We start from the raw sequence: 26,363 nt of genomic DNA on the forward strand, positions 1-26,363 counted from the left end.
CTGCTGCGCCCCGCCTGCTATCAGTAAACAATCACCAGTTTTCCCTGCATGTGTCCGTCGAGCAGTTTTTGGTGCGCGGCGGTCAGCGTGGGCACTGTCAGCCCCTGCAGCGTCTCGCTCAGGGTAGTGCTCAGTTTCCCTTCATCCAGCAATTGCGCCACTTGCTTGAGGATCTCGCCCTGTTGAGCGATGTCCGGCGTGTTGAACATGCTACGGGTAAACATCAATTCCCAGTGCAGCGCAGCGCTTTTTAACTTCAGGGCGCTCTGGTCCAGTGGCTGTGCGTTTTCGACGATGGTACAGATATGGCCCATCGGCGCGATCAGATCGGAGATGGCTTTCCAGTGGCCGTCGGTGTCGTTCAGGCAAAGAATATAATCCACGCTCTCAATGCCCTGCTGCGCCAGGTTGCCTTTCAGATCACGATAATCCACCACCAGATCGGCGCCACGTTCCAGACACCATGCCGCCGACTCGGGACGTGAAGCGGTCGCAATCACCTTCACCTGGCTGCGCTGGGCCGCAAACGGGATCGCCAACGAACCCACGCCACCGGCGCCGCCGATAATCAGCAGGGTTTTGCCCGCTGCCGCGTCCTGAATTTTCAGGTGTTCGAACAGGGCTTCCCAGGCGGTCAGGGCGGTCAACGGCATGGCGGCGGACTCGGCCCAGTTCAGGTTGCGCGGCTTGCGGGCAGTGATGCGCGAATCAATCAACTGATGGGTGCTGTTGCTGCCAGGGCGGGTGATATCGCCCGCGTACCAGACCTCGTCGCCGGGTTTGAAGCCGCTGACGCTGCTGCCCACTTCAACCACGACGCCGCTGGCGTCCCAACCGAGAATACGGGGCTGCTGCAGGCCGCTTTTTTGCAGGCCGGCATGGACCTTGGTGTCCACCGGGTTGACCGACACCGCTTTAACCTCCACCAGCAAATCGTACTGGCCTGGGGTGGGTTTCTCCGGGCTGATCTCAATGAAGTCGGCGGGGTTTTTCGGGTCTACGGCAATGGCTTTAATCGGCATGACGGTACTCCTTTCGAATGAATAGTCTCAGTGTAGACCTGTTGAGAGAGGGTGATAAGATGGACAATAACTAACTAAGTGTTCGTCTGAGGTGAACAATGAGGTTTAAACAACTGCAGGATATGGCGTTGTTTGCGCTGGTGGCCGAATGTGGCAGCTTTACCGCCGCCGCCAAACGCGCTGCCTTGCCGAAGTCCAGCGTCAGCCAGCGCATCAGCCAGTTGGAACAGACGTTGGGCCTGCGGTTGCTGAACCGCACTACCCGTCAGCTTAATCTGACCTTTGCCGGCGAACGCTATCTGGAACACTGCCAGGAGATGCTGACCGCCGCCGAACGGGCCGATTTGGCGTTGCAACGGCTGCGTGACAACCCGAGCGGCCGGTTGCGCATCTCGACCCCCGCCGGACTGGGCGCAACGTTGCTGGCGCGGCTGGCGGCGGATTTTCAGCGCCAATATCCGGACGTCTCGCTGGAGGTGTCGGTATCCGATGCGATGGTGGATATGGTGCAGGATGGGTTTGATGCCGCGTTACGCACCGGCAAGCCGCAGGACTCTTCGCTGATTGGCCGCCGTTTGGGGCATGCGCCGCGTTATTTACTGGCTTCATCGGCCTATCTGGCGCAGTACCCGCCGATCGTTCATCCGCAACAGCTACAGCAGCATCGCTGTATCGCGCACCGTTCCTGGCCCGCCTGGAGCCTGCGGCGAGGTGATGAGTATTTCCGCTGGCAACTGCCGACGCTGCATATCACCGATAACCTGCTGTACGCGCGTGAATGTGCGATTGCCGGTGCGGGCATCACCTTGCTGCCGGCCTTTCTCAGCCGCGAGGTGGTGGCGCAAAAGCAGTTGGTGGAGGTGTTGCCGGAATGGCAGGCGGAAGGCAATGAACTGTATCTGGTTTATCCGAGCCGCAAGCTTAATTCGCCGGCGCTGGCCTGTTTTATCGACGTGGTGTTGCAGCACCCGGTGTTTGACGACTACGCCCGCGAGCTGGCGCGGGAATAAAAAAGGCGCCGTATCAAACAGCGCCTGAGTTAGATGACAACGTTATATTCTAGCTCGAGATACCCGGGCCTAGCGCACCGAGGGGCCATTATGGGACACGTCCATGTGTCCCACCCTACGGGCCGACTGAAAGTCGTTCCAATTTGCTCCCGGCAAATTGGTCGGCAGCTAAAGCTGCTACGACCCCAACGGCACGCTCTCCCTAATAACGGGCTTTGTCAGCCTTGAGGGTTACTTGGCGATCTTCTTGTACTTGATACGGTGCGGTTCCAGTGCTTCGGCGCCCAGCGTACGTTTCTTGTACTCTTCGTATTCGGTGAAGTTACCTTCGAAGAACTCGACGTTGCCTTCATCCTGGTAATCCAGAATGTGGGTGGCGATACGGTCGAGGAACCAACGGTCGTGCGAGATAACCATCGCGCAGCCTGGGAATTCCAGCAGGGCGTTTTCCAGCGCGCGCAGGGTTTCGATATCCAGGTCGTTGGTCGGTTCGTCGAGCAGCAGCACGTTGCCGCCAACCTGCAGCAGCTTGGCCAGATGCAGACGACCGCGCTCACCGCCGGACAGTTCGCCGACGTGCTTGCCCTGATCGACGCCTTTGAAGTTAAAGCGACCGACGTAAGCACGGCTTGGCATTTCGGTGTTGCCGATACGCATGATGTCCTGGCCGCCGGACACTTCTTCCCAAACGGTTTTTGAATTGTCCATGCTGTCGCGGAACTGATCGACCGAGGCCAGCTTCACGGTGTCGCCCAGCACGATGCTGCCGGAGTCAGGCTGTTCCTGACCGGACATCATGCGGAACAGCGTGGATTTACCGGCGCCGTTCGGGCCGATAATGCCGACAATCGCGCCTTTCGGCACGGCAAAGGAGAGATCGTCAATCAGCACGCGGTCGCCATAGGACTTGCGCAGGTTGCTGACTTCAACCACTTTATCGCCCAGGCGTGCGCCAGGTGGGATAAACAGTTCGTTGGTTTCGTTACGCTTTTGGTATTCGGTGCTGTTCAGCTCTTCAAAGCGGGCCAAACGTGCCTTGCCTTTGGACTGACGGCCTTTGGCGCCCTGACGAACCCACTCCAGCTCTTTCTCGATGGATTTGCGACGTGCGGCTTCGGAAGAGGCTTCCTGTGCCAGACGTTCGTCTTTCTGCTCCAGCCAGGAAGAGTAGTTGCCTTCCCACGGGATGCCTTCGCCACGGTCCAGTTCGAGGATCCAACCGGCCACGTTGTCGAGGAAGTAACGGTCGTGGGTGATCGCCACGACGGTGCCTTCGAAGTCGTGCAGGAAGCGTTCCAGCCAGGCCACGGATTCAGCATCCAGGTGGTTGGTCGGTTCGTCGAGCAGCAACATGTCCGGTTTTTCCAGCAGCAGGCGGCACAGCGCTACGCGGCGACGCTCACCCCCGGAAAGGTTGGCGATTTTCGCGTCCCATTCCGGCAGGCGCAACGCATCGGCGGCACGCTCAAGCTGGGTATTCAGGTTGTGGCCATCGTGGGCCTGAATGATCTCTTCCAGGCGACCCTGCTCAGCGGCCAGCTTGTCGAAGTCTGCGCCTTCTTCAGCGTACAGCGCGTACACCTCATCAAGACGTTTCAGGGCGCCAACCACTTCCGCCAGCGCTTCTTCGACCGACTCGCGGACGGTGTGCTCCAGGTTCAGTTGCGGTTCCTGAGGCAGGTAGCCGATTTTGATCCCTTGCTGCGGGCGAGCTTCACCTTCGATATCGGTATCGATGCCGGCCATGATGCGCAACAGGGTGGATTTACCTGAGCCGTTCAGACCCAGTACGCCGATTTTGGCGCCAGGGAAGAAGCTCAGCGAGATGTTTTTCAGGATGTGACGCTTCGGCGGAACCACTTTGCCGACGCGGTGCATGGTATAGACGTATTGAGCCACAGTGCTCTGCCTCTCTATATCAGTTTTTATAGGATGTCTGGCTGCGGAGTGTAGCCCGTTTCGAAAGCGGATCCCAGACATCACACTCAGCGAGCGCTAAGTATAACCGGTTATGCGCCCGTGAAGGCGCATATTGGTGGCTTAAGGGGTGACGACGATCGCGACGCGGCGGTTTTCCGCACGGCCGCTGGAGGTGTGGTTATCGGCGACCGGATCGCGTTTACCCATACCGCGGGTTTCGATGTTGGCGCGCGGAATGCCTACGCTGGCCAGCAGGTCGGCCACCGCATTGGCGCGGCGCAGCGAGAGCTGGTCGTTATAGCTGTCTTCACCGTAATTATCCGTGTGACCATCCAGACGGAACTTGGTGATGCCGACGCTCATCAGTGCGCGACCCATTTTCTGTACCGTGTCGGTACTTTCCGGGTTCAGTTTGCCGATGTTGTTGCCAAACAGCACCTTGTCGGACATGCCAAATTCCCAGCCGTTATCCGTCAGTTTGAACCCTTGCGACTGCAGCAAGGCAATCTGCTCGGGCGTCAGGCCCTGTGGCTTGCTCTGGCAGCCGGCGAGCGCCAGCAGGGCGATAAACATCATCGTCAGTAGTGAAAAACGGCTTTTTAATGTTTGCTGTATCATAATCAAATCCCTAGTTTTATTTTATAGCCGGGGCTTTATTTTTGTATTGCCAGCCGCCAGCCTCCGTTATAACGATGCTTTGCCTGATACATTGCATCGTCAGCTTCGTGCAAGAGTCCCTGAGGCGTCATCGCATGTTCAGGGTAAAGTGCAATACCGATACTCAAAGAGGACATGACCTCTTCGCCGTTCGGTAAAATTACCGGTTGGGTCATGCAGTCGATAATGTTATCGGCAATCTGCAGTACATCTTCCGTAGTGTGGACCGGTGCCAACAGTACGGCGAACTCATCACCTCCTAAACGTGCAACCAGGTCGCTTTCGCGCAACTGCGCGCGGATACGCCCGGCAATGGTGGTCAGCACTACGTCGCCGGCGGCGTGACCGTAGCTGTCGTTAACTTCCTTGAAGCGATCGCCGTCGATAAACAGCACCGCCAGTTTTTCGGGTGACTGAATGTCCCCCAGCGCACGGCTCAGTCGGCCTTCGAAGAAGGCACGGTTCGGCAAGCCGGTCAGGCTGTCGTGGGTCGCCCGGTGCGTCAGTGAGTCATTCTCCTGTTTCAGGTGTGCCTGCCAGGCTTCCAGTTCGTCGAGCAGGCCATTAAAGTCGCTGCTCAGCTCATGCAGTTCGGCAATCGGCGCCGAAGGGACGCGCAGGCCAAAGGCGCGATCGCGTCGCACCGCATGGGCCACGTTGGCGATATCGTCCAGCGAGCGGACGATCCCTTGCAGCATGCGGCGGGACAGGACCAGCGCACACAGGGTACTGAGCACCAGACAGGCGATCATGCCCACCATGCCGCGCAGCAGAAAACGCAGCAGGCTGCCGCCGTGGCCGCTCAGCCACACTTTGCCGACTTCTTTGCCTTCGTGGGTGATCGGCAGGATCACCGGTTCCGGCAAGGCCCAGTGGGCCACGACTTGTTCCATGCCGTGCAGCGGGCCATCCTTGGGATGGCGCCAGGTGGCGAGCACTTTGCCGCTGTTGTTCAGGATTCTGGCTTCCGACACTTCCTCTTTGGAGGCGATCAGCACCAGCGCCTCGCGTGCGGCGGTGCGGTCTTCGAACACCACGGCGGCTTCAACGGTATAGCTGATGGAGCGTGCGATCAGATGCAGGTTGTGGTTGGCGTAGGCACGCAGCGCAAACAGCGCCACCAGCGTCAGGAAAATCCCGGCGGTGCCGACGGCAATCAGCGCCAGTCCAAGATGTACCCTTTGCAGCACCCGGCCCAGCGTGGGGCGTGACTGACCCGAACGGTTCTTGCGCAACCACTTCATAGCGGAGGCGCCTGTTTGCGTGCCAGTTGCAGCACGTTGGGGTGAACGCGTACGCCGCTACGTGCCAGTGCATCGAGGTTCGCTTTGAAACTGGCGGTGTCACCTTCGATTTGCAGGCAAAACGCGCTGCCGGCCGAACATTCAACATCGTTCTCGCTGATGCTGAGAATGGAATGGCCGCTGATGCGCTGTATAAAATTCTGTTTCTGAGCGGCGTTAACATTGCCCAAATAAATCACGTCGCAGCCGGTGCTCAGCAGTGGGCTGTCGAACGAGACGCGTTCGGCCTTAATCGGCCGCGGAGCGCTAAGCAGGATGGGATCGAACAGGCCTTCGGCATACTGGGTTGGCGCTGTCACGCACAGCCGGATCGGATTGGGTTCATTGGGCCAACGGGCATAGCTGATGATGCCCACCACCACGGTGGTGACGGCATGAATACGATTTTGATAGGGATCACCGGTTGCAGGGCGGGCTGAACCGGGAAATGCCAACAGAGTCAGCAGAACCAGCGACAACAGACGGCCGTAGTCCAGACGTGCGCAAATGAAACTCGTGAATGAGTTTTTTGCGCAGGTTGCCAACCACGCGACATTCTTCGCCATCTTCATCTGCCATTCCTGCCTACGTCCGCAGTACTGATGCGGCAACATAACAATGAGAAGCCTGACCCGGTCGAAGGGATAATTGCCTTGCTAAAAACGATCAATCGCACTGCTTGATGAACACTATCTGACCCATAATTGGCGCGGATTGTATTATAAGATATCCCGGTTGCGCGCTTTATGTGCCGTTTTCTCGGAATTATCTTACCTTTTTTTAATAGTATAAAAATGTCGGTCAGGCTTTGCCAGGCGTTTTCTGCAAAGTTATCGCGGCCGGTCTGGGGTTCGGGGGATTTGCGCAACACCTTTGTTCCCCGTTTTTGGGTTATATCCTGTGATGACTCATTATTTCAAATGACTTCATCTTATTGTCGGGTGGCGCATATTAATAATAAAGGAGCCGTGCGTTGCTCCATGTTAACGTCGGGTTAATGATTAATATCCGGGCATTGATGCCCGCTTTATTTTATTTGTCAGCGACGGTAAACCTTTTTTACCTGAAGCCCATCGTGACGATAAACTTCTTCTACAGTAGTGAATGGATAAGCGATCGCGCTGTCTATGGTAGATGGCTGAGCGAGTCGCTCAGCGCCCCCTTTTGCTCTGGCGTGTTGGATGAGGTGAGATCTCACGACAGGGCGCGAAACACTCGGAGAGTCGTTTCACCGAACCGTTGGCTGCCGGCGTAGCGCGGCAACGGGGGAATCGGCTCTGGCAACACCATCAGCATTAGCGAGGAAAGAGTCAGTATGGTCAAGGTAGACAAGTGGCGGTTTTTGGCTGTGGGCCTGTGCCTGACGGCATTCTCTGGTGCCGCATTGGCGGACTCGCTGGACGCCCAGCGTCAGCGTTACCAGCAGATTAAACAGGCGTGGGACAGCAAACAGATGGACGTGGTGGCGCAATTGATGCCGACGCTGCGCGATTACCCGCTATACCCTTATCTGGAATACCGTGAGCTGACGCAAGATCTTGGCCAGGCCGGGTTCTCCGAAGTGAATGACTTTATCAAGCAGCACCCGACGTTGCCGCCGGCCAAATCGCTGGCCCCGCGCTTTGTTAACGAACTGGCGCGGCGTGAAGACTGGCGCACCCTGTTGGCCTTTAGCCCGCAAGCCCCCAAACCCATCGCTGCGCGTTGCAATTACTACTACGCCAAATGGGCCACCGGCGATCAACAGGCGGCCTGGAGCGGCGCTGAAGATGTCTGGATGAGCGGTAAATCATTGCCGGGCGCCTGTGACAAGTTGTTCAACGTCTGGCAAGGCTCCGGTAAACAGACGCCGTCGGCTATTTTGGAACGCATGAAGTTGGCGTTGAAAGAAGGCAACAGCGGCCTGGTCAACAGCCTCTACCGTCAGTTGCCGTCAGATTATCAGACCATGGGCGATGCGTTGGTACGGCTGCAAAACGATCCTGCCACGGTAGAGTCCTTTGCCCGTAGCGTGGGGCCGACCGATTTTACGCGTGCCGCGACTGGCATCGCTTTCGAACGCCTGGCACGCCAGGATGTAGAAAATGCCCGCGCGATGATCCCGACGCTCGTGCGCTTGCAGAAAATGAGCGACAGCGAGCGACTGGGGCTGGAAGAGGCGGTGGCCTGGCGCCTGATGGGCAGCGACGCGACCTTTGAACAAACCCAGTGGCGCGATAAGGTGATCTTGCGCAGTCAGTCTCCGGCGCTGCTGGAGCGTCGTGTGCGTATGGCCTTGGGCAATGGCGATCGCCAGGGCGTAGCGACCTGGCTGGCGCGACTGCCAACGGAATCACGCAATAAAGATGAATGGCGTTACTGGCGTGCGAGCCTGTTACTGGACGAGGGCAAACGCAGCGAAGGTGAAGAGATCCTGCGTCGCCTGATGAATGAACGCGGCTTCTACCCGATGGTGGCCGCGCAGAAACTGAATACGACTTACCCGGTGATGGTCGCGGTGGCGGCAAAACCGCGCGCGTCGCTGGTGGACGGGCCGGAAATAGCCCGGGTACGTGAACTGATGTACTGGAATATGGATAACCTGGCGCGCAGCGAGTGGACCTCGTTCGTCTCCAGCCGCAGCCGTCCGGAACAGGAAGCGCTGGCGCGTTATGCATTCGAGCAAAAATGGGCCGATCTCAGCGTGCAGGCGACCATCGTCGGCAAACTGTGGGATCACCTTGAAGAGCGCTTCCCGGTGGCCTGGCCGCAAGAGTTCCGGGCTGCGACCGATGACAAGGGGATCACGCCAAGCTACGCCATGGCCATAGCCCGTCAGGAGAGCGCCTGGAACCCGAAAGCCCAGTCGCCGGTCGGGGCCAGTGGCCTGATGCAGGTGATGCCGCGTACCGCGCAGCATACCGTGCAGATGTACAATATTCCCGGTTACTCCAGCCCGAGCCAACTGCTTGATCCCCGGGTTAACATTACCATCGGCACCAGCTATCTGGAGTATGTGTACCAGCAGTTCGGCCGTAACCGCATTCTGTCGTCGGCGGCTTACAATGCCGGTCCATCGCGGGTGAATACCTGGTTGGGTAACAGCGAAGGCCGGGTGGATGCGGTGGCGTTTGTCGAAAGCATCCCGTTCTCGGAAACCCGTTCCTACGTGAAGAACGTGCTGGCCTATGACGCATTTTATCGCTATCTCATGCATCGTCCGGCCAAGGTGCTGACCGATGCCGAGTGGCAGAGGCGTTATTGATTTTTGCGTCGCTATGGTATGCTGCTGTACTAGTTAAATAGTATGGTGGCTTGCCATGACGCAATTATCGCTTAACGACCCGGCTCTTTCAGAACAAGGCAATGAGGATTGGCTGCGCTTTGTCGCGCTGCTGCAGAATTCGTTCGCCCAGGAATTGCATCAACCGCTGATGCAGCTGCTGCTGACGCCGGACGAACGTACGGCTTTGGGGACGCGGGTGCGGATTATTCAGGAACTGATGCGCGGTGAGATGAGCCAGCGTGAGCTGAAGAACGAACTGGGGGCGGGAATTGCCACCATCACTCGCGGTTCGAACAGCCTGAAGGCGGCGACGCCGGCGTTGAAGCAGTGGCTGGAACAGCAATTGCTGGACGAGGCGCAGTAGTCGCGCCTCGTCCGCCCGCGCTTATTTTTGCGGCGCGTTGTTGTGGTTTTGGTAGATCGGGTTGTGGAAGGGCACCAGCGCCAGCAACAGAGCCTGATGGTAAACGCTGGTGCGGCTCAACCGCCCATCGGTAAAGATACCGATAGCGCCGCCCTGGCGCTTCACTTCGGCATTGCCGGTGATAGCCGCCATTTCACTCCCCAATTCGCGGCCGGCGCGAATTCCCTGTAAAATCGTCTCCGGCAGCATCAGACTGGCTGAGCGCGATTCGCCGCGGGTGTACGGGTTTTCCACCGTCATCCAGGCGAAGGTCATATTCTCTTCGATACCCGCTTCCACGCCGACCCAAAAGTCGGCCTCTGGGCGTACCTGGCGCGCTTCCATTACGCGCTGGCGTGCGCCGGTACGGGTTTCGTGATTGCCGATGGGTTGCAGTGAGACGCCGCTGGCGACGTCGACCGATTCAATGCGGCATTGGTCCGCGCCAAAGGTGTCATTAAAGGCTAACTGAATAGCCTTGATCTTTGCCGGGTTGGTGGTTGCAGCGACAACATGATACATAACGGGTTTGGCATCCTTAAGCTAAGAGCCTATTCAATACGTCAGACGCTGCGCAAGCGGCTTGTGACGAAGATAAACTCAGGTTTCACGCAGTATAACGGAAAAGCAAAATGTTACAGGTATACCTCGTTCGCCACGGCGAAACGGAATGGAATGCGGCTCGCCGCATCCAGGGCCAGTCCGACAGCCCGTTAACCGCCAACGGTGAACATCAGGCTCATTTGGTTGCCCAACGCGTCAGCAAACTGGGTATCACGCACGTGATTACCAGCGATCTGGGGCGAACACGACGCACCGCGCAAATCATCGCAGAGGCTTGCGGCTGCGAGGTTATTCACGATCCACGTTTGCGTGAGTTGCATATGGGGGTTCTGGAAGAACGCCTGATCGAAAGCCTGACGCCGCAGGAAGAACTGTGGCGCAAGCAGATGGTCGATGGCACTGCTGACGGCCGAATCCCTCAAGGTGAATCCATGAGCGAGCTGGGTGAACGGATGCGCGAGGCACTGGAAAGCTGCCTGATGTTGCCTGAAGGCAGCAAACCGCTGATCGTGAGCCACGGTATCGCTCTGGGCTGTTTGATCAGCACCGTGCTCGGGTTACCGGCCTATGCCGAGCGCCGCCTGCGTTTACGTAACTGTTCGCTGTCGCGTGTCGATCATCAGCAGAGCCCATGGCTGGCTTCCGGCTGGATCGTTGAAACGGCGGGCGATGTCACGCATCTGGACATGCCCGCACTGGACGAACTGCAGCGTTAACGGCGAACCGGGATCAAATAGTCGCAGTTGATCTCGGTTGGCGGTTGGGGTGGCCGACGGTCACCCTTGGGGTAAAAGCGCTCAATATCGTGCCCTTTGCGGCGCGTGAGTTTGAGTGCCGGCAGGCAAGTGCCATACAGGGTCAGAATAAAGTCCTGCAGGCCAGAGGCCGGGCCTTCATAACTGAACATCGCATACTCGCCACCTTGCAGCGTCAGCGGCTGCCCAGCCTGAATTTCCTTCGGAACGTGATGCGGTTCCAGCGCCGTGGTGTACAGCACTTCCTGCTCGTCGTCCTTTTCCTGGCTTGGGCGCGAATGGTGCAAGCCATACAGCACCGGCGGCATCGTCTCCGCTTCGCCCAGATACTGACGCCAGAACTGTGAACGCAGCTCGGTACGGAAGTTGGAAATTTGCTCCAGCGTGCAGGAATAGCTTTGCGTCAGGCCAATCAGATGCTGTTCCGGCAGAGTGACAAACTCTGGCTGCGGCAGGGTAAAGGCACCCAGGCGAATTGGCGGACAGATGCCGAATGCGCTCCAGTCTTCGGCGCGGCGATACAACGCCGGCGTTTGCGCAAACTGTTTTTTAAATGCGCGCGTGAATGTCTGCTGCGAGTCGAAGCGATATTGTAAGGCGATATCCAGAATAGGGCGGCTGGTTAAACGCAGCGCCACTGCAGCTTTGGATAATCTCCTTGCCCGGATATAAGCGCCGATGGCGTTACCGGTAATATCTTTGAACATCCGTTGTAAATGCCATTTTGAGTAACCCGCTTTTGCCGCCACGTTGTCCAGCGACAAGGGTTGGTCCAAATGGCTTTCCAGCCAGCTAAGCAGATCACGAATGATACCGGCTTGATCCATAGATCTTCCTCGTAGAGCTTTAGGGTCGGGACCCGAACTGTTTATTCATCACGCTGGTGCTTGCGCTATCAGACCACAATCCATGAGCCATTTTGCGTAGCACTCTTTGCCTCTCGCAGCGGGTTGCGCGAGAGTTGGACGGGGGCACACCTTAAAGGGCGCAAAGAAATAACGACGCCGCATAATAGCAATTTTTTTCCTCCGAGACTCTCAAAGATTTTTTTCACGCTCTGTGCTAAAAAGACCGGTGCGGACCAGAAAAACCCCTATTCTGTGACCTAAAACATAAACAATATTAATTGCCTGCAGCTATTTATATAGTTCAGGTTATTGGAGTTAAGTGAATGAAAAAAGGATGGATATTTTTGTTTGGTTTAGTTTGCGCAACGGTAAACAGCGCGCAGGCAGAACAGGTCGGGTCGGTGGATACGGTATTCAAACTCTTTGGTCCGGACCATAAAATCGTGGTGGAAGCGTTCGATGATCCCGATGTTAAAAATGTAACTTGTTATATCAGCCGGGCCAAAACCGGTGGCATTAAAGGCGGGCTGGGATTGGCGGAAGATACTGCGGATGCGGCCATTTCTTGCCAGCAGGTCGGGCCGATTGCGCTGAACGACAAAATCAAAAACGGCAAGGCGGAAGGGACGGTGGTGTTCCAGAAACGGACGTCACTGGTGTTCAAGAAGCTGCAGGTGGTGCGCTTCTACGATGCGACTCGCAATGCGTTGATTTATCTTAGCTATTCAGACCGTGTGGTGGATGGTTCACCGAAGAATGCGCTGAGTGCGGTGCCGATCATCCCTTGGGGTGAGGCAAAATAAGAGACTTGGGGTTCGGCTGAACCCCAAATATTTTGACACGGGAATTTACTCTTCCAGATCGCCGCAGAAACGGTAACCTTCACCGTGAATGGTAGCAATGATTTCCGGCGTGTCCGGCGTTGATTCGAAGTGCTTGCGGATGCGACGAATGGTCACGTCCACGGTGCGGTCATGCGGCTTCAACTCGCGACCGGTCATCTTCTTCAGCAATTCGCCACGGGATTGGATCTTGCCCGGGTTTTCGCAGAAGTGCAGCATGGCGCGGAATTCACTGCGCGGCAATTTGTATTGCTCGCCCGCAGGGCTGATCAGTGAGCGGCTGTTGATGTCCAGCTCCCAACCGTTGAACTTATAGCTTTCAACCAGACGACGTTCTTCGCCGACGCTGCCCAGGTTCATGGTGCGTGACAGCAGGTTGCGTGCGCGAATGGTCAGTTCACGCGGATTAAATGGCTTGGTGATATAGTCATCAGCGCCGATTTCCAATCCGAGGATCTTATCAACTTCGTTATCGCGGCCGGTCAGGAACATCAGCGCAACGCTGGCCTGTTCGCGCAGTTCACGCGCCAGCAGCAGGCCATTTTTGCCTGGCAGATTGATGTCCATGATAACCAGATTGATATCATTTTCAGACAGGATGTTGTGCATCTCTGCACCATCATTGGCTTCATGAACAACGTAGCCTTCCGCCTCGAAAATGCTCTTCAGGGTGTTACGAGTGACTAACTCGTCTTCGACAATCAGAATGTGCGGGGTCTGCATATTTGCTACCTAAAATTGCCAACAAAATAGAAAATAGGAAGTACAGAAGTCTTTGTTTTCTTAGCGGAGGGCAGAGATTAGCGCTCACGTTCCCTCTTACCAAATGACTACAGTACGTAAACTCGTTCTTGATGCACTTTCCATCTCATGTCAACAAGATCGCTAGCTTGGTGGGGCTGCTATTCCTTACATCCCCAAAGGTGCCAAAACGGCGCATATCCTAACCCTATTAACAGCAATATAACAGTGCGTACCGAATTCATCACCCAACAAAACTAAGCTTTGTTGACATATATCAAATTCAATTGTAGCACGTTAACAGTTTTGTGAAAAACACTTACAGAAATGCCAGCTTAAGTCACAGAAGCCTAAATTCTGTGTACGATTCAGCATTGTTGCGCCTAATGGGGTAGAATTAACGGCTTATTGATAAAGCAGTTATATTAACACCTTGATTAATAAGAATAGTAAATCATAAGAAGTAATAATATGTATTCCGTGCCATTTATCAGGCCAATAACGCATTTAATCCTGTCTATCGCGACCTGTGGGATTATTGTTGCACATTTGTAAATGTAATCAGACTATCCTGAACAGTCAAAAACTCTCGATCCCTTATTCTGCGGAGTATTGATGCAGCTTCATATTGTTTTAGTGGCTCCGGCACGGCCGGAAAACGTCGGCGCTGCGGCGCGGGCAATGAAAACCATGGGCTTCACTTCGTTGCGTATCGTCGACAGTGAGGCTCACCTGCAGCCGGCCGCTCGCTGGGTCGCTCATGGCGCAGGGGAAATCCTCGACGGCGTGCAAACTTTCGCGACTCTGGAGCAGGCGCTGGCGGACGTGGATTTCACCGTGGCCACCACGGCCCGCAGCCGAGCGCGTTTTCATTATTACTGCACGCCGCAACAACTGCTGGGCCAGTTGAATGAGCGCCGCCAGTGGGTGAACCAGGCGGCATTGGTGTTTGGCCGCGAAGATTCCGGGCTGACCAATGAAGAGCTGGAGCTGGCCGATCTGCTGACCGGCGTGCCGATGCAGGCGGATTACCCTTCACTGAATCTCGGCCAGGCGGTAATGGTGTACTGCTATCAATTGTCGGAGTTGATGAACGTTGGTGCACCGCAGGAGCCGGTGGCCAACGAAGGACAGCTCAAGGCGTTGCGTCAGCGTGCTGACGGTTTATTGGCGGCGTTGGAGGTCAGTGACGATCGAAAATTGCGCGACTGGTTGCATCAACGGCTTGGCGTTCTGCAACAGCGGGACACGGCGATGCTGCATACTTTGTTGCACGATATCGAAAAAAAACTGACAAAGTGATACCCGTAAACATGGCTAATTTTGCAGTGTGATCCACTGCAAATTTGCCGCCTGTCTGTCTTTTTGTTCTGCCATCTGGCTTTTCAGCTATCGCATCGCTCAGTTGCTGTGTTGGGTGATAAATGAGCAAAAACAAGAAATAATTTGACTTGGGATAGCGATTGCTTTAACCAATAGAGGGGACAGAGTATTTAATGAGACAGACAGACAAAATGCGAAATATCAGCCTGAACACAACAATTATTACCACCACCGATACCACAGGTAACGGGGCGGGCTGACGCGTACAGGAAACAAAAGAAAAAAGCCCGCACCTAACCAGTGCGGGCTTTTTTTTCGGCTTAAATTCGGGAGAGATAAGAAATGCGAGTGCTGAAATTTGGCGGAACCTCGGTAGCGAATGCAGAACGTTTTCTGCGCGTCGCCGACATCATGGAAAGTAACGCACGTCAGGGACAGGTAGCCACGGTATTGTCTGCTCCGGCTAAAATCACCAACCACTTGGTGGCGATGATTGAAAAAACGGTAGCAGGGCAAGACATTCTGCCAAATATGAGCGATGCAGAACGCATCTTCGCCGACCTGCTGAGCGGTCTGGCGCAGGCACTGCCCGGCTTTGAATACGATCGCCTCAAGTCTTTGGTCGATCAGGAGTTTTCCCAACTGAAGCAGGTGCTGCATGGCGTCGCGTTGCTGGGGCAGTGCCCGGACAGCGTGAATGCGGCCATCATATGCCGTGGCGAAAAGCTCTCCATCGCCATCATGGAAGGGGTGTTTCGCGCCAAAGGTTTCCCGGTCACGGTGATCAACCCGGTTGAGAAACTGTTGGCGCAGGGGCACTACCTGGAATCCACGGTGGACATCGCGGAATCGACTCTGCGTATTGCCGCTGCGGGGATCCCGGCGGATCACATCGTGCTGATGGCCGGTTTCACCGCCGGTAACGACAAGGGCGAATTGGTGGTGCTGGGCCGTAACGGTTCCGACTACTCAGCCGCGGTGCTGGCTGCCTGCCTGCGTGCCGACTGTTGCGAAATCTGGACCGACGTCGATGGCGTTTATACCTGTGACCCGCGCACCGTGCCGGATGCCAGGTTGCTGAAATCGATGTCGTATCAGGAGGCCATGGAGCTTTCCTATTTCGGCGCCAGCGTCCTTCACCCCCGCACCATTGCCCCTATCGCCCAGTTCCAAATTCCTTGCCTGATCAAAAACACCGCTAATCCGCAGGCTCCAGGCACGCTGATTGGCGGCGAAAATCTGGACTCCGATACGCCGGTGAAAGGCATCACCAACCTGAATAACATGGCGATGATCAACGTTTCCGGTCCGGGGATGAAGGGCATGGTCGGCATGGCTGCGCGGGTGTTCGCCGTGATGTCGCGCGCCGGTATCTCGGTGGTGTTGATCACCCAGTCTTCCTCCGAGTACAGCATCAGCTTCTGCGTACCGCAGAGCGAACTGCAACGTGCGCGCCGCGCGCTGGAAGACGAGTTCTACCTTGAATTGAAAGACGGTCTGCTGGAGCCGCTGGACGTGATGGAGCAGCTGGCGATCATCTCGGTGGTCGGCGACGGCATGCGTACCCTGCGTGGCATCTCAGCCAGCTTCTTCTCCGCGCTGGCACGCGCCAATATCAATATTGTCGCTATCGCCCAAGGTTCCTCCGAACGCTCCATTTCGGTGGTGGTCAGCAATGAGTCCGCCACCACCGGGGTGCGCGTTTGCCACCAGATGCTGTTCAACACCGATCAGGTGATTGAAGTGTTTGTCATCGGTGTCGGCGGTGTGGGTGGGGCGTTGATCGAACAGATCTACCGCCAGCAGCCTTGGCTGAAACAAAAGCATATCGATCTGCGGGTGTGCGGCATCGCCAACTCACGCGCCATGCTGACCAACATACACGGCATTCAGCTGGAAAGCTGGCGTGATGAGTTGGCCGGTGCGCAGGAGCCGTTCAACCTGGGGCGTTTGATTCGTCTGGTGAAGGAGTATCACCTGCTGAATCCGGTGATTGTCGACTGCACCTCCAGCCAGGCGGTTGCCGATCAATACGCCGACTTCCTGGCCGACGGTTTCCACGTGGTGACGCCAAACAAAAAGGCTAACACCTCGTCGATGAACTATTACCAACAGTTGCGCACCGCCGCTGCCGGCTCACACCGCAAGTTCCTGTACGACACCAACGTCGGCGCGGGTTTGCCGGTGATCGAGAACCTGCAAAACCTGCTGAACGCCGGTGACGAGCTGACGCGCTTCTCCGGTATTCTGTCCGGTTCGCTGTCGTTTATTTTTGGCAAACTGGACGAGGGCATGTCGTTGTCGGCAGCGACCCTGGAGGCCAAGGCCAAGGGGTATACCGAGCCGGATCCGCGCGATGACCTTTCCGGCATGGACGTCGCCCGCAAGCTGCTGATCCTGGCCCGTGAAGCCGGTTATAAGCTGGAACTGGAGGATATCGAGGTCGAGTCGGCGCTGCCGCCTTCCTTTGATGCCTCCGGGGATGTGGAAACCTTTATGGCACGCCTGCCTGAGCTGGACAAAGAGTACGCTCGCAACGTGGCCAACGCTGCCGAACAGGGCAAGGTGCTGCGCTACGTCGGCGTGATTGAAAATGGCCGCTGTCAGGTACGCATTGATGCGGTAGACGGCAACGATCCGTTGTATAAAGTGAAGAACGGCGAGAACGCCTTGGCTTTCTACAGCCGTTACTATCAGCCGTTGCCGCTGGTGCTGCGTGGCTACGGTGCCGGTAACGATGTGACCGCAGCAGGGGTCTTTGCCGACCTGTTGCGCACACTGTCATGGAAGTTGGGAGTTTAATATGGTTAAGGTGTATGCGCCGGCCTCAATTGGCAACGTAAGCGTCGGCTTCGACGTTCTGGGTGCAGCGGTGTCGCCGATCGACGGCACCTTGCTGGGCGACTGCGTCAGCGTGGAGGCTGCCGAAACGTTCAGCCTGCAGAATGCCGGTCGCTTCGTCAGCAAACTGCCGGACGATCCGAAAGAGAATATCGTTTACCAGTGCTGGGAGCGTTTCTGCCAGGAGATCGGTCGTCAGGTTCCGGTGGCGATGCGACTGGAGAAAAACATGCCGATCGGTTCAGGGCTGGGTTCCAGCGCTTGTTCGGTGGTCGCCGGGCTGATGGCGATGAATGAATTCTGCAACCGACCGCTGGACGAAATGACCCTGCTGGGCCTGATGGGCGAGCTGGAAGGCCGTATCTCCGGCAGCGTGCATTACGACAACGTGGCCCCTTGCTACCTCGGTGGCCTGCAGTTGATGCTGGAAGAAGAAGGCTTCATCAGCCAGGAAGTGCCATGCTTTAAAGACTGGCTGTGGGTGATGGCCTATCCGGGCATCAAGGTCTCCACCGCCGAAGCGCGCGCGATTTTGCCCGCGCAGTATCGTCGTCAGGACTGTATCAGTCACGGCCGCTATCTGGCGGGCTTTATCCACGCCTGCCACACCCAGCAGCCACGTTTGGCCGCCAAACTGATGCAGGACGTGATTGCCGAGCCGTACCGCACCCGCCTGTTGCCGGGCTTTGCCGATGCACGTAAAGCCGCGCAGGATATAGGTGCGCTGGCTTGCGGCATTTCCGGCTCCGGCCCGACGCTGTTCGCCGTCTGTGACGACAGTGCGACGGCGCAACGCATGGCCGATTGGCTGACTAATCACTATCTGCAAAACGACGAAGGTTTTGTTCATATTTGCCGTCTGGATACCGCAGGCGCACGACTACTGGGATAACGCATGAAACTGTACAACCTTAAGGATCACAACGAGCAGGTCAGCTTCGCACAGGCGATCAAACAAGGCCTGGGCAAACAGCAAGGGCTGTTTTTCCCGCTGGAATTGCCGGAGTTTGAGCTGACCGAAATCGACCATCTGCTGGAACAGGACTTTGTCACCCGCAGCAGCCGCATCCTGTCGGCGTTTATTGGTGACGAAGTTTCCGAAGAAGCCCTGCATAAGCGTGTGGCGGCGGCCTTCGAGTTCCCGGCGCCGGTGGCGAAAGTGGAAGATGACATCGCCTGTCTGGAGCTGTTCCACGGCCCGACGCTGGCGTTCAAAGATTTCGGCGGCCGCTTTATGGCGCAAATGCTGGCGGAAGTGGCGGGCGATCAGCCGGTGACAATTCTGACGGCGACCTCCGGCGATACCGGTGCGGCGGTGGCGCATGCTTTCTACGGCCTGAAAAATGTTCGCGTGGTGATCCTTTACCCACAGGGCAAAATCAGCCCGCTGCAGGAAAAGCTGTTCTGTACCCTGGGCGGCAACATCCATACCGTGGCGATTGACGGCGACTTCGACGCCTGTCAGGCATTGGTGAAACAGGCATTTGACGATCAGGAGCTGAAAGAAGCGCTGCACCTGAATTCGGCAAACTCAATCAACATCAGCCGTCTGCTGGCGCAGATTTGCTACTACTTCGAAGCGGTGGCGCAACTGCCGCAGGAAGCCCGTAATCAACTGGTGATCTCGGTGCCAAGCGGCAACTTCGGCGATCTGACCGCCGGTCTGTTGGCCAAATCGCTGGGCCTGCCGGTGAAGCGTTTTATCGCCGCGACCAATGCCAACGACACCGTGCCGCGCTTCCTGACGAATGGTCAGTGGCAGCCGCATGCCACGGTGGCTACGCTGTCGAATGCGATGGACGTCAGTCAGCCGAACAACTGGCCGCGGGTAGAAGAACTGTTCCGTCGCAAGATCTGGCAGTTGAAAGAGCTGGGGCATGCCACGGTGAGTGATGAAACCACCAAGGACAGCATGCGTGAACTGGCGCAGTTGGGTTACCTTTCTGAGCCGCACGCCGCAATCGCCTATCGCGCGCTGCGTGACCAGTTGAAGGAAGGGGAGTTTGGTTTGTTCCTCGGTACCGCGCATCCAGCCAAGTTCAAAGAGAGCGTAGAGGAAATTCTTGGTCAGGAGCTGCCGCTGCCGAAGGCGCTGGCGCTGCGTGCCGATTTGCCGCTGCTGTCTCACAGCCTGCCGGCCGGTTTTAGCGAACTGCGTAAGTTCCTGATGGCCTTGCCTGCCTGAATCTCATCGGGCTCATAAAATCGAAAAGCCGTCATTGCGACGGCTTTTTTATGACTGGGATGGCTTACTGCTCGGGGCGTTTGAACACCAGTTCGTTGCCTTTGGAGTCGGCTTCGTCAAAAGCGTAGCCTTCCAGATTGAAACCCAGTAGTTGTTCGCACTGCGTCAGGCGGTTTTTGATGATGAAGCGGCTCATCAATCCGCGCGCCTTCTTGGCGTAGAAGCTGATCACTTTGTATTTGCCGTTCTTCTCGTCGAGGAACACCGGTTTAATCAGCGTGCCGTGCAGTTTGGCCGGCTTCACCGATTTGAAATATTCGTCGGAGGCCAGATTGACCACCACGTCATCCCCCTGCTGCTCCAGCGCTTCATTAAGCTTTTTGGTGATTTGTTCGCCCCAGAAACTGTACAAATCCTTGCCCTTGGCGTTTTCCAGTTTGATGCCCATTTCCAGGCGGTAAGGCATCATCAGATCGAGCGGGCGCAGCACACCGTACAGGCCGGACAGCATACGCAGATGCTGCTGGGCGAAGTCAAAATCGTCTTCGCTGAAGTCCTGTGCGTGCAAACCGGTATAGACATCGCCCTTAAAGGCCAACAGGGCCTGGCGGGCATTGTCCGGGGTGAATTTGGGCTGCCAGTCGCCAAAGCGAGCAGCGTTCAGGCCGGCCAGTTTATCGCTGATGCCCATCAGTTTGGAGATTTGTACCGGCGTCAGCTCACGGCAGATTTTGATTAACTGCTTCGATTTGTCCAGCAGCTCCGGCTGCGTGAAGCGTTCTGTCGCCAACGGGCTTTCATAATCAAGGGTTTTTGCAGGTGAAATAATAACGAGCATGGCCAGATCCTGTTTATCCAAGAGCGGATACTGTAGCAAAAAGCGCGAGAAAAAGGGTCAATGGGTCTGATAGGCAGGGCGCGTGCCAGACGCGCCCGCAAAAAATCAGTTTTTATCCCATACGCCGGGTTCCAACTGAGATTTCAGCTCAGGGAAACGGTTGGCGTCGAAAGTGGGCAATTTCCCCAGCGTGCGTTGGCGGTGGTAATCGTTGGCCAGTTTCAGCGCCACTTTCGACAGCAGCAGAATGGCCGTCAGGTTGGTGATGGCCATTAACGCCATTGAGGTGTCCGCCATTTTCCACACCACCGGCAACTCGGCCAGTGCGCCAAACATCACCATGCCCAGCGCGGCGCAACGGAAAACCAGCATGCCGGCCGGGTGGTTGCGTTCAAGGAACACCAGGTTGCTCTCGGCATAGGCATAGTTGGCGATAATCGAGGTAAAGGCGAAAAAGAAAATGGCGATGGCGACAAAGGGTGAGCCCCAACTGCCGACGGCGGCGGACAACGCCCTCTGAGTCATGTCGATACCGCTGACGTTGGCCACCGGTTGATCCAGCACGCCGGAGGACAGGATGATCGCGGCGGTTGCGCTGCAAATCACGATGGTATCGATAAAGACCCCGAGCATCTGCACATAACCCTGAGAAGCCGGATGAGGCGGGTAAGGCGAGGCGGAAGCCGCGGCATTGGGTGCCGACCCCATACCGGCCTCGTTGGAGAACAGGCCGCGCTGAACGCCCTGGGTCATCGCCTGAGAAATGCCGTAGCCGACGGCGCCGGCAGCCGCTTCCTGCAGCCCGAAGGCGCTCTTGAGCACCAGCGACAGGATCGCCGGCATTTGCTCGATGTTATGGCCAATCACCCAGAAGGCCAGCAGCAAATAAGCGGCGGCCATCAGCGGCACGACCCATTCGGCCACGCGGGCAACGGAACGAATGCCGCCGAAGATCACCAGACCGCTGAGGACCACCAGAGCGATGCCGACATACAAGGGTTTCACGTTGAAAGCGACGGCGGAAGCCTGGGCGATGGAGTTGGCCTGTACGGCATTGAACACCAGCCCGAAGGCGATGATCAGGAAGATTGAGAACAGCACGCCCATCCAGCGCATGCCCAGCCCTTTCTCCATATAGTAAGCCGGACCGCCGCGGAAGTTACCCTGATCGTCTTTGGTTTTGTAGAGTTGCGCCAGGCTGCTTTCGACAAAGGAAGTGGCCATGCCGATGAAGGCCACCACCCACATCCAGAAGATGGCCCCAGGGCCGCCCGCGGTGAGGGCAATCGCCACGCCGGTCAGGTTACCGGTACCTACGCGCGCGGCGAGAGTGGTACACAAAGCTTGAAAGGAGGAGATGCCTGCGCTGTCGCTTTTGTTGCTGTGCCTGAGCACCGAAAACATGTGGCTGAAATGGCGGACCTGGATAAAGCGGGTGCGCAGGGTGAAATAAATGCCTGTACCGAGCAGCAAATAAATCAGTACCGAACCCCACAAAATATTATTTATAAAATTCATCAGGTCCGTCACGGATCCCTCCTTATTATTGTCATGTGTTGCGCACCACGCTGTATCCACTGCGGGTGAAAATGCATTGATTTAATTTTTACAAGAGCTTAGCTGAAACCAGCCCGGTTCCGAGCAATTGAGATTTTTCTCAGATTGCCGACCCTATTGCATCAATTTTCGCGAATTTAACATAATTTATTCAATCGATAGCACGTTATTGCCTTTTCATCAGCTCGGGAATGACGAAAGATATGGGCGTAAACGGTTGCTCGTCCTAGGATAAAACTCGCGCCGCCGGGCCGCGATTTTCCAGCCTTGCACCGGGCCTTGCGCATGTTATTATCAAGGCAGGGCATGGTTGAACGATGCCAAAAGTTCATGCACAAACGATGAGATAATGCCAACATGACCGATAAATTAACTTCCCTGCGCCAACTCACTACCGTGGTTGCAGATACGGGCGATATCGCGGCAATGAAGCTGTATCAACCGCAAGATGCTACAACTAACCCTTCGCTGATCCTCAATGCAGCCCAAATTCCTGAATACCGCAAACTGATTGACGAAGCCATTGCCTGGGCGCGCGAGCAGAGCAGCGATCGCGAACAGCAAATCGCCGACGCCGCTGACAAGCTGGCGGTCAACATCGGTCTGGAAATCCTTAAGCTGGTTCCTGGCCGTATCTCTACCGAAGTGGACGCCCGCCTGTCCTACGACACCGTCGCCAGCGTTGCCAAGGCCAAGCGCCTGATCAAGCTGTACAACGATGCCGGCATCAGCAACGATCGCATCCTGATCAAACTGGCTTCTACCTGGCAGGGCATCCGCGCGGCAGAGCAGTTGGAGAAAGAAGGCATCAACTGTAACCTGACGCTGCTGTTCTCCTTCGCTCAGGCGCGTGCCTGTGCCGAAGCCGGCGTGTTCCTGATTTCTCCGTTTGTGGGCCGTATCCTCGACTGGTACAAAGCCAACGGCGACAAGAAAGAATTCGCGCCAAACGAAGATCCGGGTGTGGTTTCCGTTACCGAGATCTACCAGTATTACAAACAGCACGGTTACAAAACCGTGGTGATGGGCGCCAGCTTCCGTAACGTCGGTGAAATCATCGAACTGGCCGGTTGTGACCGTCTGACCATCGCCCCTGCGCTGCTGAAAGAGCTGGCAGAGAGCGAAGGTTCCCTGGAACGTAAACTGGCCTACACCGGCGAAGTGAAAGCGCGTCCTGCCGCGTTGACCGAGCCTGAGTTCTACTGGCAGCACAACCAGGATCCAATGGCGGTTGAGAAACTGACCGACGGTATCCGCAAGTTTGCCGTGGACCAGGGCAAGCTGGAAAAAATGATCGCCGATCTGCTGTAATTCACGCAATCAGCGCAGAAAAAGGTGGCTTGGGCCGCCTTTTTTTATGCCCGCAGATCCCCGGCACGGGCAGACACCTTATACTCTCGGGACGAATAACAGGACGGGAAATGAACCCGTTCGAACCCCATTAGGTTGTAGAGGTTACGCATGGACATATTACGTATTGGTTTGGTTTCTGTTTCTGACCGCGCTTCCGGCGGCGTTTATCAGGACAAGGGCATTCCGGCGTTGGAAGAATGGCTGACCGGCGCACTGGCCACCCCGTTCAAACTGGAAACCCGCCTGATCCCCGATGAGCAAACGTTGATCGAGCAAACCCTGTGTGAGCTGGTGGATGAAATGGGCTGCCATCTGGTGCTGACGACCGGCGGAACCGGGCCGGCGCGACGTGACGTGACCCCGGACGCCACGCTGGCGATCGCCGATCGTGTGATGCCCGGCTTCGGCGAGCAAATGCGTCAAATCAGCCTACACTATGTGCCAACGGCAATTCTTTCACGTCAGGTGGGAGCCATCCGCAAGCAGGCGCTGATCATTAACCTGCCGGGCCAGCCCAAGTCGATTAAGGAAACGCTGGAAGGGGTCAAGGATGAGCAGGGCAAAGTGGTGGTACACGGCATCTTCGCCAGCGTGCCGTACTGCATTCAGTTGCTTGAGGGGCCTTATGTGGAAACCCAGGCTGAAGTGGTAGCAGCATTTCGCCCGAAGAATGCACGCCGCGAGATAAACCTCTAAATTTCAGCGTTATGTGGGATAAGCCCTAAGCGATCTGGTGTGAAAATATTTTGCCGTTATAGTAAGGATTCGTTTACAGAAAGCCGCAGGCTTTTATTTTAACAGTCTCCTCCGACGGTACCCTATGCCTCACGATAATAATCGCCGGTTAAACCGGCAAGACTACAAAACTCTGACGTTGGCCGCTCTGGGCGGCGCGCTGGAGTTCTATGACTTCATCATTTTTGTCTTCTTTGCGGCGGTGATGGGCGAGCTGTTCTTCCCGGCGGATATGCCTGAGTGGCTGCGTCAGGTGCAAACCTTCGGCATTTTTGCCGCCGGTTACCTGGCCCGCCCGCTGGGTGGCATCGTGATGGCTCACTTCGGCGATTTGGTCGGCCGCAAAAAAATGTTCAGCCTGAGCATTTTGCTGATGGCGTTACCGACGCTGGGCATGGGGTTGTTACCGACCTATGCCAGCATCGGGATTGCCGCTCCGCTGTTGCTGTTGCTGATGCGCGTGCTGCAAGGGGCGGCGATTGGCGGTGAAGTCCCTGGTGCCTGGGTGTTTGTTGCCGAGCACGTACCGCGCCGCCGCATCGGTTTTGCCTGCGGCACGCTGACCGCCGGTCTGACGGTCGGTATCCTGCTGGGCTCGTTGGTGGCGACGGTGATCAACACCACGCTCAGCCAACAGACCATTGCTGAAGGCGGCTGGCGCGTTCCCTTCCTGCTGGGCGGTATTTTCGGCCTGGTGGCGATGTACCTGCGCCGCTGGTTGCAGGAGACGCCGATTTTCATCGAGATGCAGGCGCGCAAAGCCCTGGCCGGGGAGCTGCCGCTGAAATCCGTGGTGATGAACCATCGCAAGGAAGTGGTAGTGTCGATGCTGCTGACCTGGCTGCTGTCCGCCGGTATTGTGGTCGTGATCCTGATGACCCCCACCTATCTGCAAAAGCAGTTCGGCATTGCCCCGGCGTTGTCGCTGCAGGCGAACAGTATCGCCACCATTATGCTGATTGCCGGTTGCATCACCGCCGGTTTGGCGGCGGATCGCTTTGGCGCCAGCAAAACCTTTATCGTCGGCAGCCTATTGTTGGCCGGATGCAGTTGGCTGTTTTATCGAACGGTGGGAGAACACCCGGAAATGTTGTTCGCCTGCTATGCGCTGGTGGGCTTCAGCGTTGGCGTGGTGGGCGCAGTACCCTATGTCATGGTGCGGGCTTTTCCGGCGGAAGTGCGATTTACCGGGATTTCGTTCTCATATAATGTCGCATACGCTATTTTTGGAGGTTTAACCCCGATATTTGTGACATTGATCATGAAGTTAACCCCGTTAGCACCCGCTTACTACGTATTGGCCCTGTCGGGGATCGGGTTGTTGTTGGGGATTTACCTGCACCGCGATCTGAACAGCGAAAGCAAGGCCCAACGCGCCGGTTCTTACAGCTGAAAAAAAAGCCCTGCAATTCATCGCAGGGCTTTTTCGTTTCAGGCCAAAGGCGATTACGCCACTGCCCGAATCGGCTCCACATTGTTAACGCTTGGCTCGCCAATCGGCAGCACCGTACGGCCAAACTGCTCGTTGAGCACTTCCGCCATCGCCAGGTAGATGGCGCTGGCCCCGCAGATAATGCCTTCGTAACCGGCCAGGTTCAGCAGGGCATGATTGCCGGTGATGTTACCTATGGCCAGCAGGGCGAACAGCAGCGTCAGGCTGCCGAACACGAACTGCAGCACGCGGTTGGCGCGCAGAGTGCCAAAGAACATGAACAGGGTGAAGACGCCCCACAGGGCCAGATAAATGCCCAGCACCTTGGCGTCGGTCGGCTCGGCCAGGCCCAGGCGTGGCAACAACAGCAGGCCAACCAGGCTCAGCCAGAAGCTGCCGTAAGAGATAAAGGCAGTCATACCGAAGGTGTTGCCTTTCTTGTATTCCAGCAGGCCAGCCATAATCTGGGCCAGTCCACCGAAGAAAATCCCCATGCTGATGATGGAGGAGTTCAATGGGAAAAAGCCCGCGTTGTGCAGGTTCAGCAAGACGGTGGTCATCCCGAAGCCCATCAGGCCGAGGGGGCCGGGATTCGCCAACTTGTTGGTGTGCATATGTCCTCTGCGATAACAGAATTGTAACGAAAATGGATAGGTAAATTCATAAATGGTCTGAATGGCCGAAAAAACCCTAACTTCCATCAGAGCGCGCGGCATCATAATGATCCCCGGAACAGGAAACAATGATCTGAGTGGCGATAAAAACGAATTTTTTTTCGTCCTGCCCCTT

General features: G+C 56.5%; 24 protein-coding genes and 1 other annotated feature. Of the genes, 13 read left to right on the forward strand and 11 right to left on the reverse strand.

What is annotated here, in order from left to right:
• Positions 1-20: 20 nt before the first annotated feature.
• On the reverse strand, positions 21-1,022 hold the full coding sequence (locus ACGS9J_RS17995) for a zinc-binding alcohol dehydrogenase family protein (RefSeq protein WP_442232188.1): 1,002 nt from the start codon (positions 1,020-1,022) through the stop codon (positions 21-23).
• Positions 1,023-1,120: 98 nt separating this feature from the next.
• On the opposite strand from ACGS9J_RS17995, the gene ACGS9J_RS18000 reads away from it, so the two are divergent.
• Positions 1,121-2,032, forward strand: coding sequence for a LysR family transcriptional regulator (locus ACGS9J_RS18000; protein ID WP_442232189.1), 912 nt, complete (start codon positions 1,121-1,123; stop codon positions 2,030-2,032).
• Positions 2,033-2,263: 231 nt separating this feature from the next.
• Here ACGS9J_RS18000 and ettA read toward each other — a convergent pair whose 3' ends face one another.
• The 4 genes from ettA to ACGS9J_RS18020 all read right to left on the reverse strand — a co-directional run bounded on the left by ettA (position 2,264) and on the right by ACGS9J_RS18020 (position 6,464).
• The gene (gene ettA, locus ACGS9J_RS18005; protein WP_442232190.1) at positions 2,264-3,931 is read right to left on the reverse strand and encodes an energy-dependent translational throttle protein EttA; all 1,668 of its coding nucleotides are present in this window, start codon (positions 3,929-3,931) and stop codon (positions 2,264-2,266) included.
• A gap of 141 nt (positions 3,932-4,072) precedes the next feature.
• On the reverse strand, positions 4,073-4,570 hold the full coding sequence (locus ACGS9J_RS18010) for an OmpA family protein (protein WP_442232191.1): 498 nt from the start codon (positions 4,568-4,570) through the stop codon (positions 4,073-4,075).
• Positions 4,571-4,605: 35 nt separating this feature from the next.
• Positions 4,606-5,853, reverse strand: coding sequence for a diguanylate cyclase domain-containing protein (locus tag ACGS9J_RS18015; RefSeq protein WP_442232192.1), 1,248 nt, complete (start codon positions 5,851-5,853; stop codon positions 4,606-4,608).
• Positions 5,850-6,464 carry a YfiR family protein gene (locus ACGS9J_RS18020; RefSeq protein WP_442232193.1) on the reverse strand — a complete coding sequence of 205 codons (615 nt, stop codon included), beginning with the start codon at positions 6,462-6,464 and terminating at the stop codon, positions 5,850-5,852. Before ACGS9J_RS18020 ends, ACGS9J_RS18015 begins: the two co-directional genes overlap by 4 nt.
• Before the next feature lie 743 nt (positions 6,465-7,207).
• Here ACGS9J_RS18020 and sltY point away from each other — a divergent pair.
• Complete coding sequence (gene sltY / locus ACGS9J_RS18025; RefSeq protein WP_442232194.1) at positions 7,208-9,136, forward strand: murein transglycosylase; 1,929 nt, start codon at positions 7,208-7,210, stop codon at positions 9,134-9,136.
• A 55-nt stretch (positions 9,137-9,191) separates the two neighbouring features.
• Positions 9,192-9,521 (forward strand): trp operon repressor, encoded by a 330-nt coding sequence (trpR, locus tag ACGS9J_RS18030; protein ID WP_442232195.1) that lies wholly within the window; start codon positions 9,192-9,194, stop codon positions 9,519-9,521.
• Positions 9,522-9,542: 21 nt separating this feature from the next.
• Here trpR and yjjX read toward each other — a convergent pair whose 3' ends face one another.
• Positions 9,543-10,082 carry an inosine/xanthosine triphosphatase gene (gene yjjX, locus ACGS9J_RS18035; RefSeq protein ID WP_442232196.1) on the reverse strand — a complete coding sequence of 180 codons (540 nt, stop codon included), beginning with the start codon at positions 10,080-10,082 and terminating at the stop codon, positions 9,543-9,545.
• A gap of 110 nt (positions 10,083-10,192) precedes the next feature.
• Here yjjX and gpmB point away from each other — a divergent pair, with 110 nt between their 5' ends.
• Positions 10,193-10,840: a 2,3-diphosphoglycerate-dependent phosphoglycerate mutase GpmB gene (gpmB, locus tag ACGS9J_RS18040; protein WP_442232197.1), complete on the forward strand. Its 648-nt coding sequence runs from the start codon at positions 10,193-10,195 to the stop codon at positions 10,838-10,840.
• On the opposite strand, the gene robA is transcribed toward gpmB, so the two are convergent.
• A complete protein-coding gene (robA, locus tag ACGS9J_RS18045; RefSeq protein WP_442232198.1) occupies positions 10,837-11,706 on the reverse strand; it encodes an MDR efflux pump AcrAB transcriptional activator RobA in 870 nt (289 codons plus the stop codon). The two genes, gpmB and robA, sit on opposite strands and share 4 nt — an antisense overlap.
• Before the next feature lie 344 nt (positions 11,707-12,050).
• On the opposite strand from robA, the gene creA reads away from it, so the two are divergent.
• Positions 12,051-12,530: a protein CreA gene (gene creA / locus ACGS9J_RS18050; protein ID WP_099063139.1), complete on the forward strand. Its 480-nt coding sequence runs from the start codon at positions 12,051-12,053 to the stop codon at positions 12,528-12,530.
• 45 nt (positions 12,531-12,575) lie between these two features.
• Here creA and arcA read toward each other — a convergent pair whose 3' ends face one another.
• On the reverse strand, positions 12,576-13,292 hold the full coding sequence (gene arcA, locus ACGS9J_RS18055) for a two-component system response regulator ArcA (protein ID WP_004949989.1): 717 nt from the start codon (positions 13,290-13,292) through the stop codon (positions 12,576-12,578).
• A 633-nt stretch (positions 13,293-13,925) separates the two neighbouring features.
• Here arcA and ACGS9J_RS18060 point away from each other — a divergent pair.
• The 5 genes from ACGS9J_RS18060 to thrC all read left to right on the forward strand — a co-directional run bounded on the left by ACGS9J_RS18060 (position 13,926) and on the right by thrC (position 19,659).
• Positions 13,926-14,612, forward strand: coding sequence for a tRNA/rRNA methyltransferase (locus ACGS9J_RS18060; RefSeq protein WP_442232199.1), 687 nt, complete (start codon positions 13,926-13,928; stop codon positions 14,610-14,612).
• 212 nt (positions 14,613-14,824) lie between these two features.
• Positions 14,825-14,893 carry a thr operon leader peptide gene (gene thrL / locus ACGS9J_RS18065; RefSeq protein WP_071998276.1) on the forward strand — a complete coding sequence of 23 codons (69 nt, stop codon included), beginning with the start codon at positions 14,825-14,827 and terminating at the stop codon, positions 14,891-14,893.
• Positions 14,832-14,950 (forward strand) — a sequence feature (Thr leader region). (Overlaps the previous gene by 62 nt.)
• Positions 14,951-14,975: 25 nt before the next feature.
• Positions 14,976-17,435 (forward strand): bifunctional aspartate kinase/homoserine dehydrogenase I, encoded by a 2,460-nt coding sequence (gene thrA / locus ACGS9J_RS18070; protein ID WP_442232200.1) that lies wholly within the window; start codon positions 14,976-14,978, stop codon positions 17,433-17,435.
• 1 nt (position 17,436) lies between these two features.
• Positions 17,437-18,366: a homoserine kinase gene (gene thrB, locus ACGS9J_RS18075; RefSeq protein WP_442232201.1), complete on the forward strand. Its 930-nt coding sequence runs from the start codon at positions 17,437-17,439 to the stop codon at positions 18,364-18,366.
• Positions 18,367-18,369: 3 nt separating this feature from the next.
• A complete protein-coding gene (gene thrC, locus ACGS9J_RS18080; protein WP_442232202.1) occupies positions 18,370-19,659 on the forward strand; it encodes a threonine synthase in 1,290 nt (429 codons plus the stop codon).
• Between the two features lie 64 nt (positions 19,660-19,723).
• On the opposite strand, the gene yaaA is transcribed toward thrC, so the two are convergent.
• Together yaaA and ACGS9J_RS18090 are read right to left on the reverse strand one after the other, a co-directional pair.
• Entirely contained in the window at positions 19,724-20,497 is a 774-nt protein-coding gene (gene yaaA / locus ACGS9J_RS18085) for a peroxide stress protein YaaA (RefSeq protein WP_442232203.1), read from the reverse strand.
• Between the two features lie 105 nt (positions 20,498-20,602).
• Complete coding sequence (locus ACGS9J_RS18090; RefSeq protein ID WP_442232204.1) at positions 20,603-22,027, reverse strand: alanine/glycine:cation symporter family protein; 1,425 nt, start codon at positions 22,025-22,027, stop codon at positions 20,603-20,605.
• A gap of 384 nt (positions 22,028-22,411) precedes the next feature.
• Between ACGS9J_RS18090 and tal the strand changes: the two genes are divergently transcribed.
• From tal to ACGS9J_RS18105, 3 genes are all read left to right on the forward strand, one after another.
• Positions 22,412-23,365: a transaldolase gene (gene tal, locus ACGS9J_RS18095; RefSeq protein WP_442232205.1), complete on the forward strand. Its 954-nt coding sequence runs from the start codon at positions 22,412-22,414 to the stop codon at positions 23,363-23,365.
• 150 nt (positions 23,366-23,515) lie between these two features.
• Complete coding sequence (gene mog / locus ACGS9J_RS18100) at positions 23,516-24,103, forward strand: molybdopterin adenylyltransferase (protein ID WP_442232206.1); 588 nt, start codon at positions 23,516-23,518, stop codon at positions 24,101-24,103.
• 124 nt (positions 24,104-24,227) lie between these two features.
• On the forward strand, positions 24,228-25,535 hold the full coding sequence (locus tag ACGS9J_RS18105; RefSeq protein ID WP_442232207.1) for an MFS transporter: 1,308 nt from the start codon (positions 24,228-24,230) through the stop codon (positions 25,533-25,535).
• A 53-nt stretch (positions 25,536-25,588) separates the two neighbouring features.
• On the opposite strand, the gene satP is transcribed toward ACGS9J_RS18105, so the two are convergent.
• A complete protein-coding gene (gene satP, locus ACGS9J_RS18110) occupies positions 25,589-26,188 on the reverse strand; it encodes an acetate uptake transporter (RefSeq protein ID WP_442232208.1) in 600 nt (199 codons plus the stop codon).
• Between the last annotated feature and the right edge of the window lie 175 nt (positions 26,189-26,363).

Origin of the sequence: Serratia quinivorans, assembly GCF_052113645.1 — a bacterium.
In the GTDB taxonomy this organism is placed as follows: domain Bacteria; phylum Pseudomonadota; class Gammaproteobacteria; order Enterobacterales; family Enterobacteriaceae; genus Serratia; species Serratia quinivorans_B.

Coding starts and splice junctions, on each gene's coding strand:
- ACGS9J_RS17995 (WP_442232188.1), bottom strand. CDS start 1,022: ATGCCGATTAAAGCCATTGCCGTAGACCCGAAAAACCCCGCCGACTTC.
- ACGS9J_RS18000 (WP_442232189.1), top strand. CDS start 1,121: ATGAGGTTTAAACAACTGCAGGATATGGCGTTGTTTGCGCTGGTGGCC.
- ACGS9J_RS18010 (WP_442232191.1), bottom strand. CDS start 4,570: ATGATACAGCAAACATTAAAAAGCCGTTTTTCACTACTGACGATGATG.
- ACGS9J_RS18015 (WP_442232192.1), bottom strand. CDS start 5,853: ATGAAGTGGTTGCGCAAGAACCGTTCGGGTCAGTCACGCCCCACGCTG.
- ACGS9J_RS18020 (WP_442232193.1), bottom strand. CDS start 6,464: ATGAAGATGGCGAAGAATGTCGCGTGGTTGGCAACCTGCGCAAAAAAC.
- sltY (WP_442232194.1), top strand. CDS start 7,208: ATGGTCAAGGTAGACAAGTGGCGGTTTTTGGCTGTGGGCCTGTGCCTG.
- trpR (WP_442232195.1), top strand. CDS start 9,192: ATGACGCAATTATCGCTTAACGACCCGGCTCTTTCAGAACAAGGCAAT.
- yjjX (WP_442232196.1), bottom strand. CDS start 10,082: ATGTATCATGTTGTCGCTGCAACCACCAACCCGGCAAAGATCAAGGCT.
- gpmB (WP_442232197.1), top strand. CDS start 10,193: ATGTTACAGGTATACCTCGTTCGCCACGGCGAAACGGAATGGAATGCG.
- robA (WP_442232198.1), bottom strand. CDS start 11,706: ATGGATCAAGCCGGTATCATTCGTGATCTGCTTAGCTGGCTGGAAAGC.
- creA (WP_099063139.1), top strand. CDS start 12,051: ATGAAAAAAGGATGGATATTTTTGTTTGGTTTAGTTTGCGCAACGGTA.
- arcA (WP_004949989.1), bottom strand. CDS start 13,292: ATGCAGACCCCGCACATTCTGATTGTCGAAGACGAGTTAGTCACTCGT.
- ACGS9J_RS18060 (WP_442232199.1), top strand. CDS start 13,926: ATGCAGCTTCATATTGTTTTAGTGGCTCCGGCACGGCCGGAAAACGTC.
- thrA (WP_442232200.1), top strand. CDS start 14,976: ATGCGAGTGCTGAAATTTGGCGGAACCTCGGTAGCGAATGCAGAACGT.
- thrB (WP_442232201.1), top strand. CDS start 17,437: ATGGTTAAGGTGTATGCGCCGGCCTCAATTGGCAACGTAAGCGTCGGC.
- thrC (WP_442232202.1), top strand. CDS start 18,370: ATGAAACTGTACAACCTTAAGGATCACAACGAGCAGGTCAGCTTCGCA.
- yaaA (WP_442232203.1), bottom strand. CDS start 20,497: ATGCTCGTTATTATTTCACCTGCAAAAACCCTTGATTATGAAAGCCCG.
- tal (WP_442232205.1), top strand. CDS start 22,412: ATGACCGATAAATTAACTTCCCTGCGCCAACTCACTACCGTGGTTGCA.
- mog (WP_442232206.1), top strand. CDS start 23,516: ATGGACATATTACGTATTGGTTTGGTTTCTGTTTCTGACCGCGCTTCC.
- ACGS9J_RS18105 (WP_442232207.1), top strand. CDS start 24,228: ATGCCTCACGATAATAATCGCCGGTTAAACCGGCAAGACTACAAAACT.
- satP (WP_442232208.1), bottom strand. CDS start 26,188: ATGCACACCAACAAGTTGGCGAATCCCGGCCCCCTCGGCCTGATGGGC.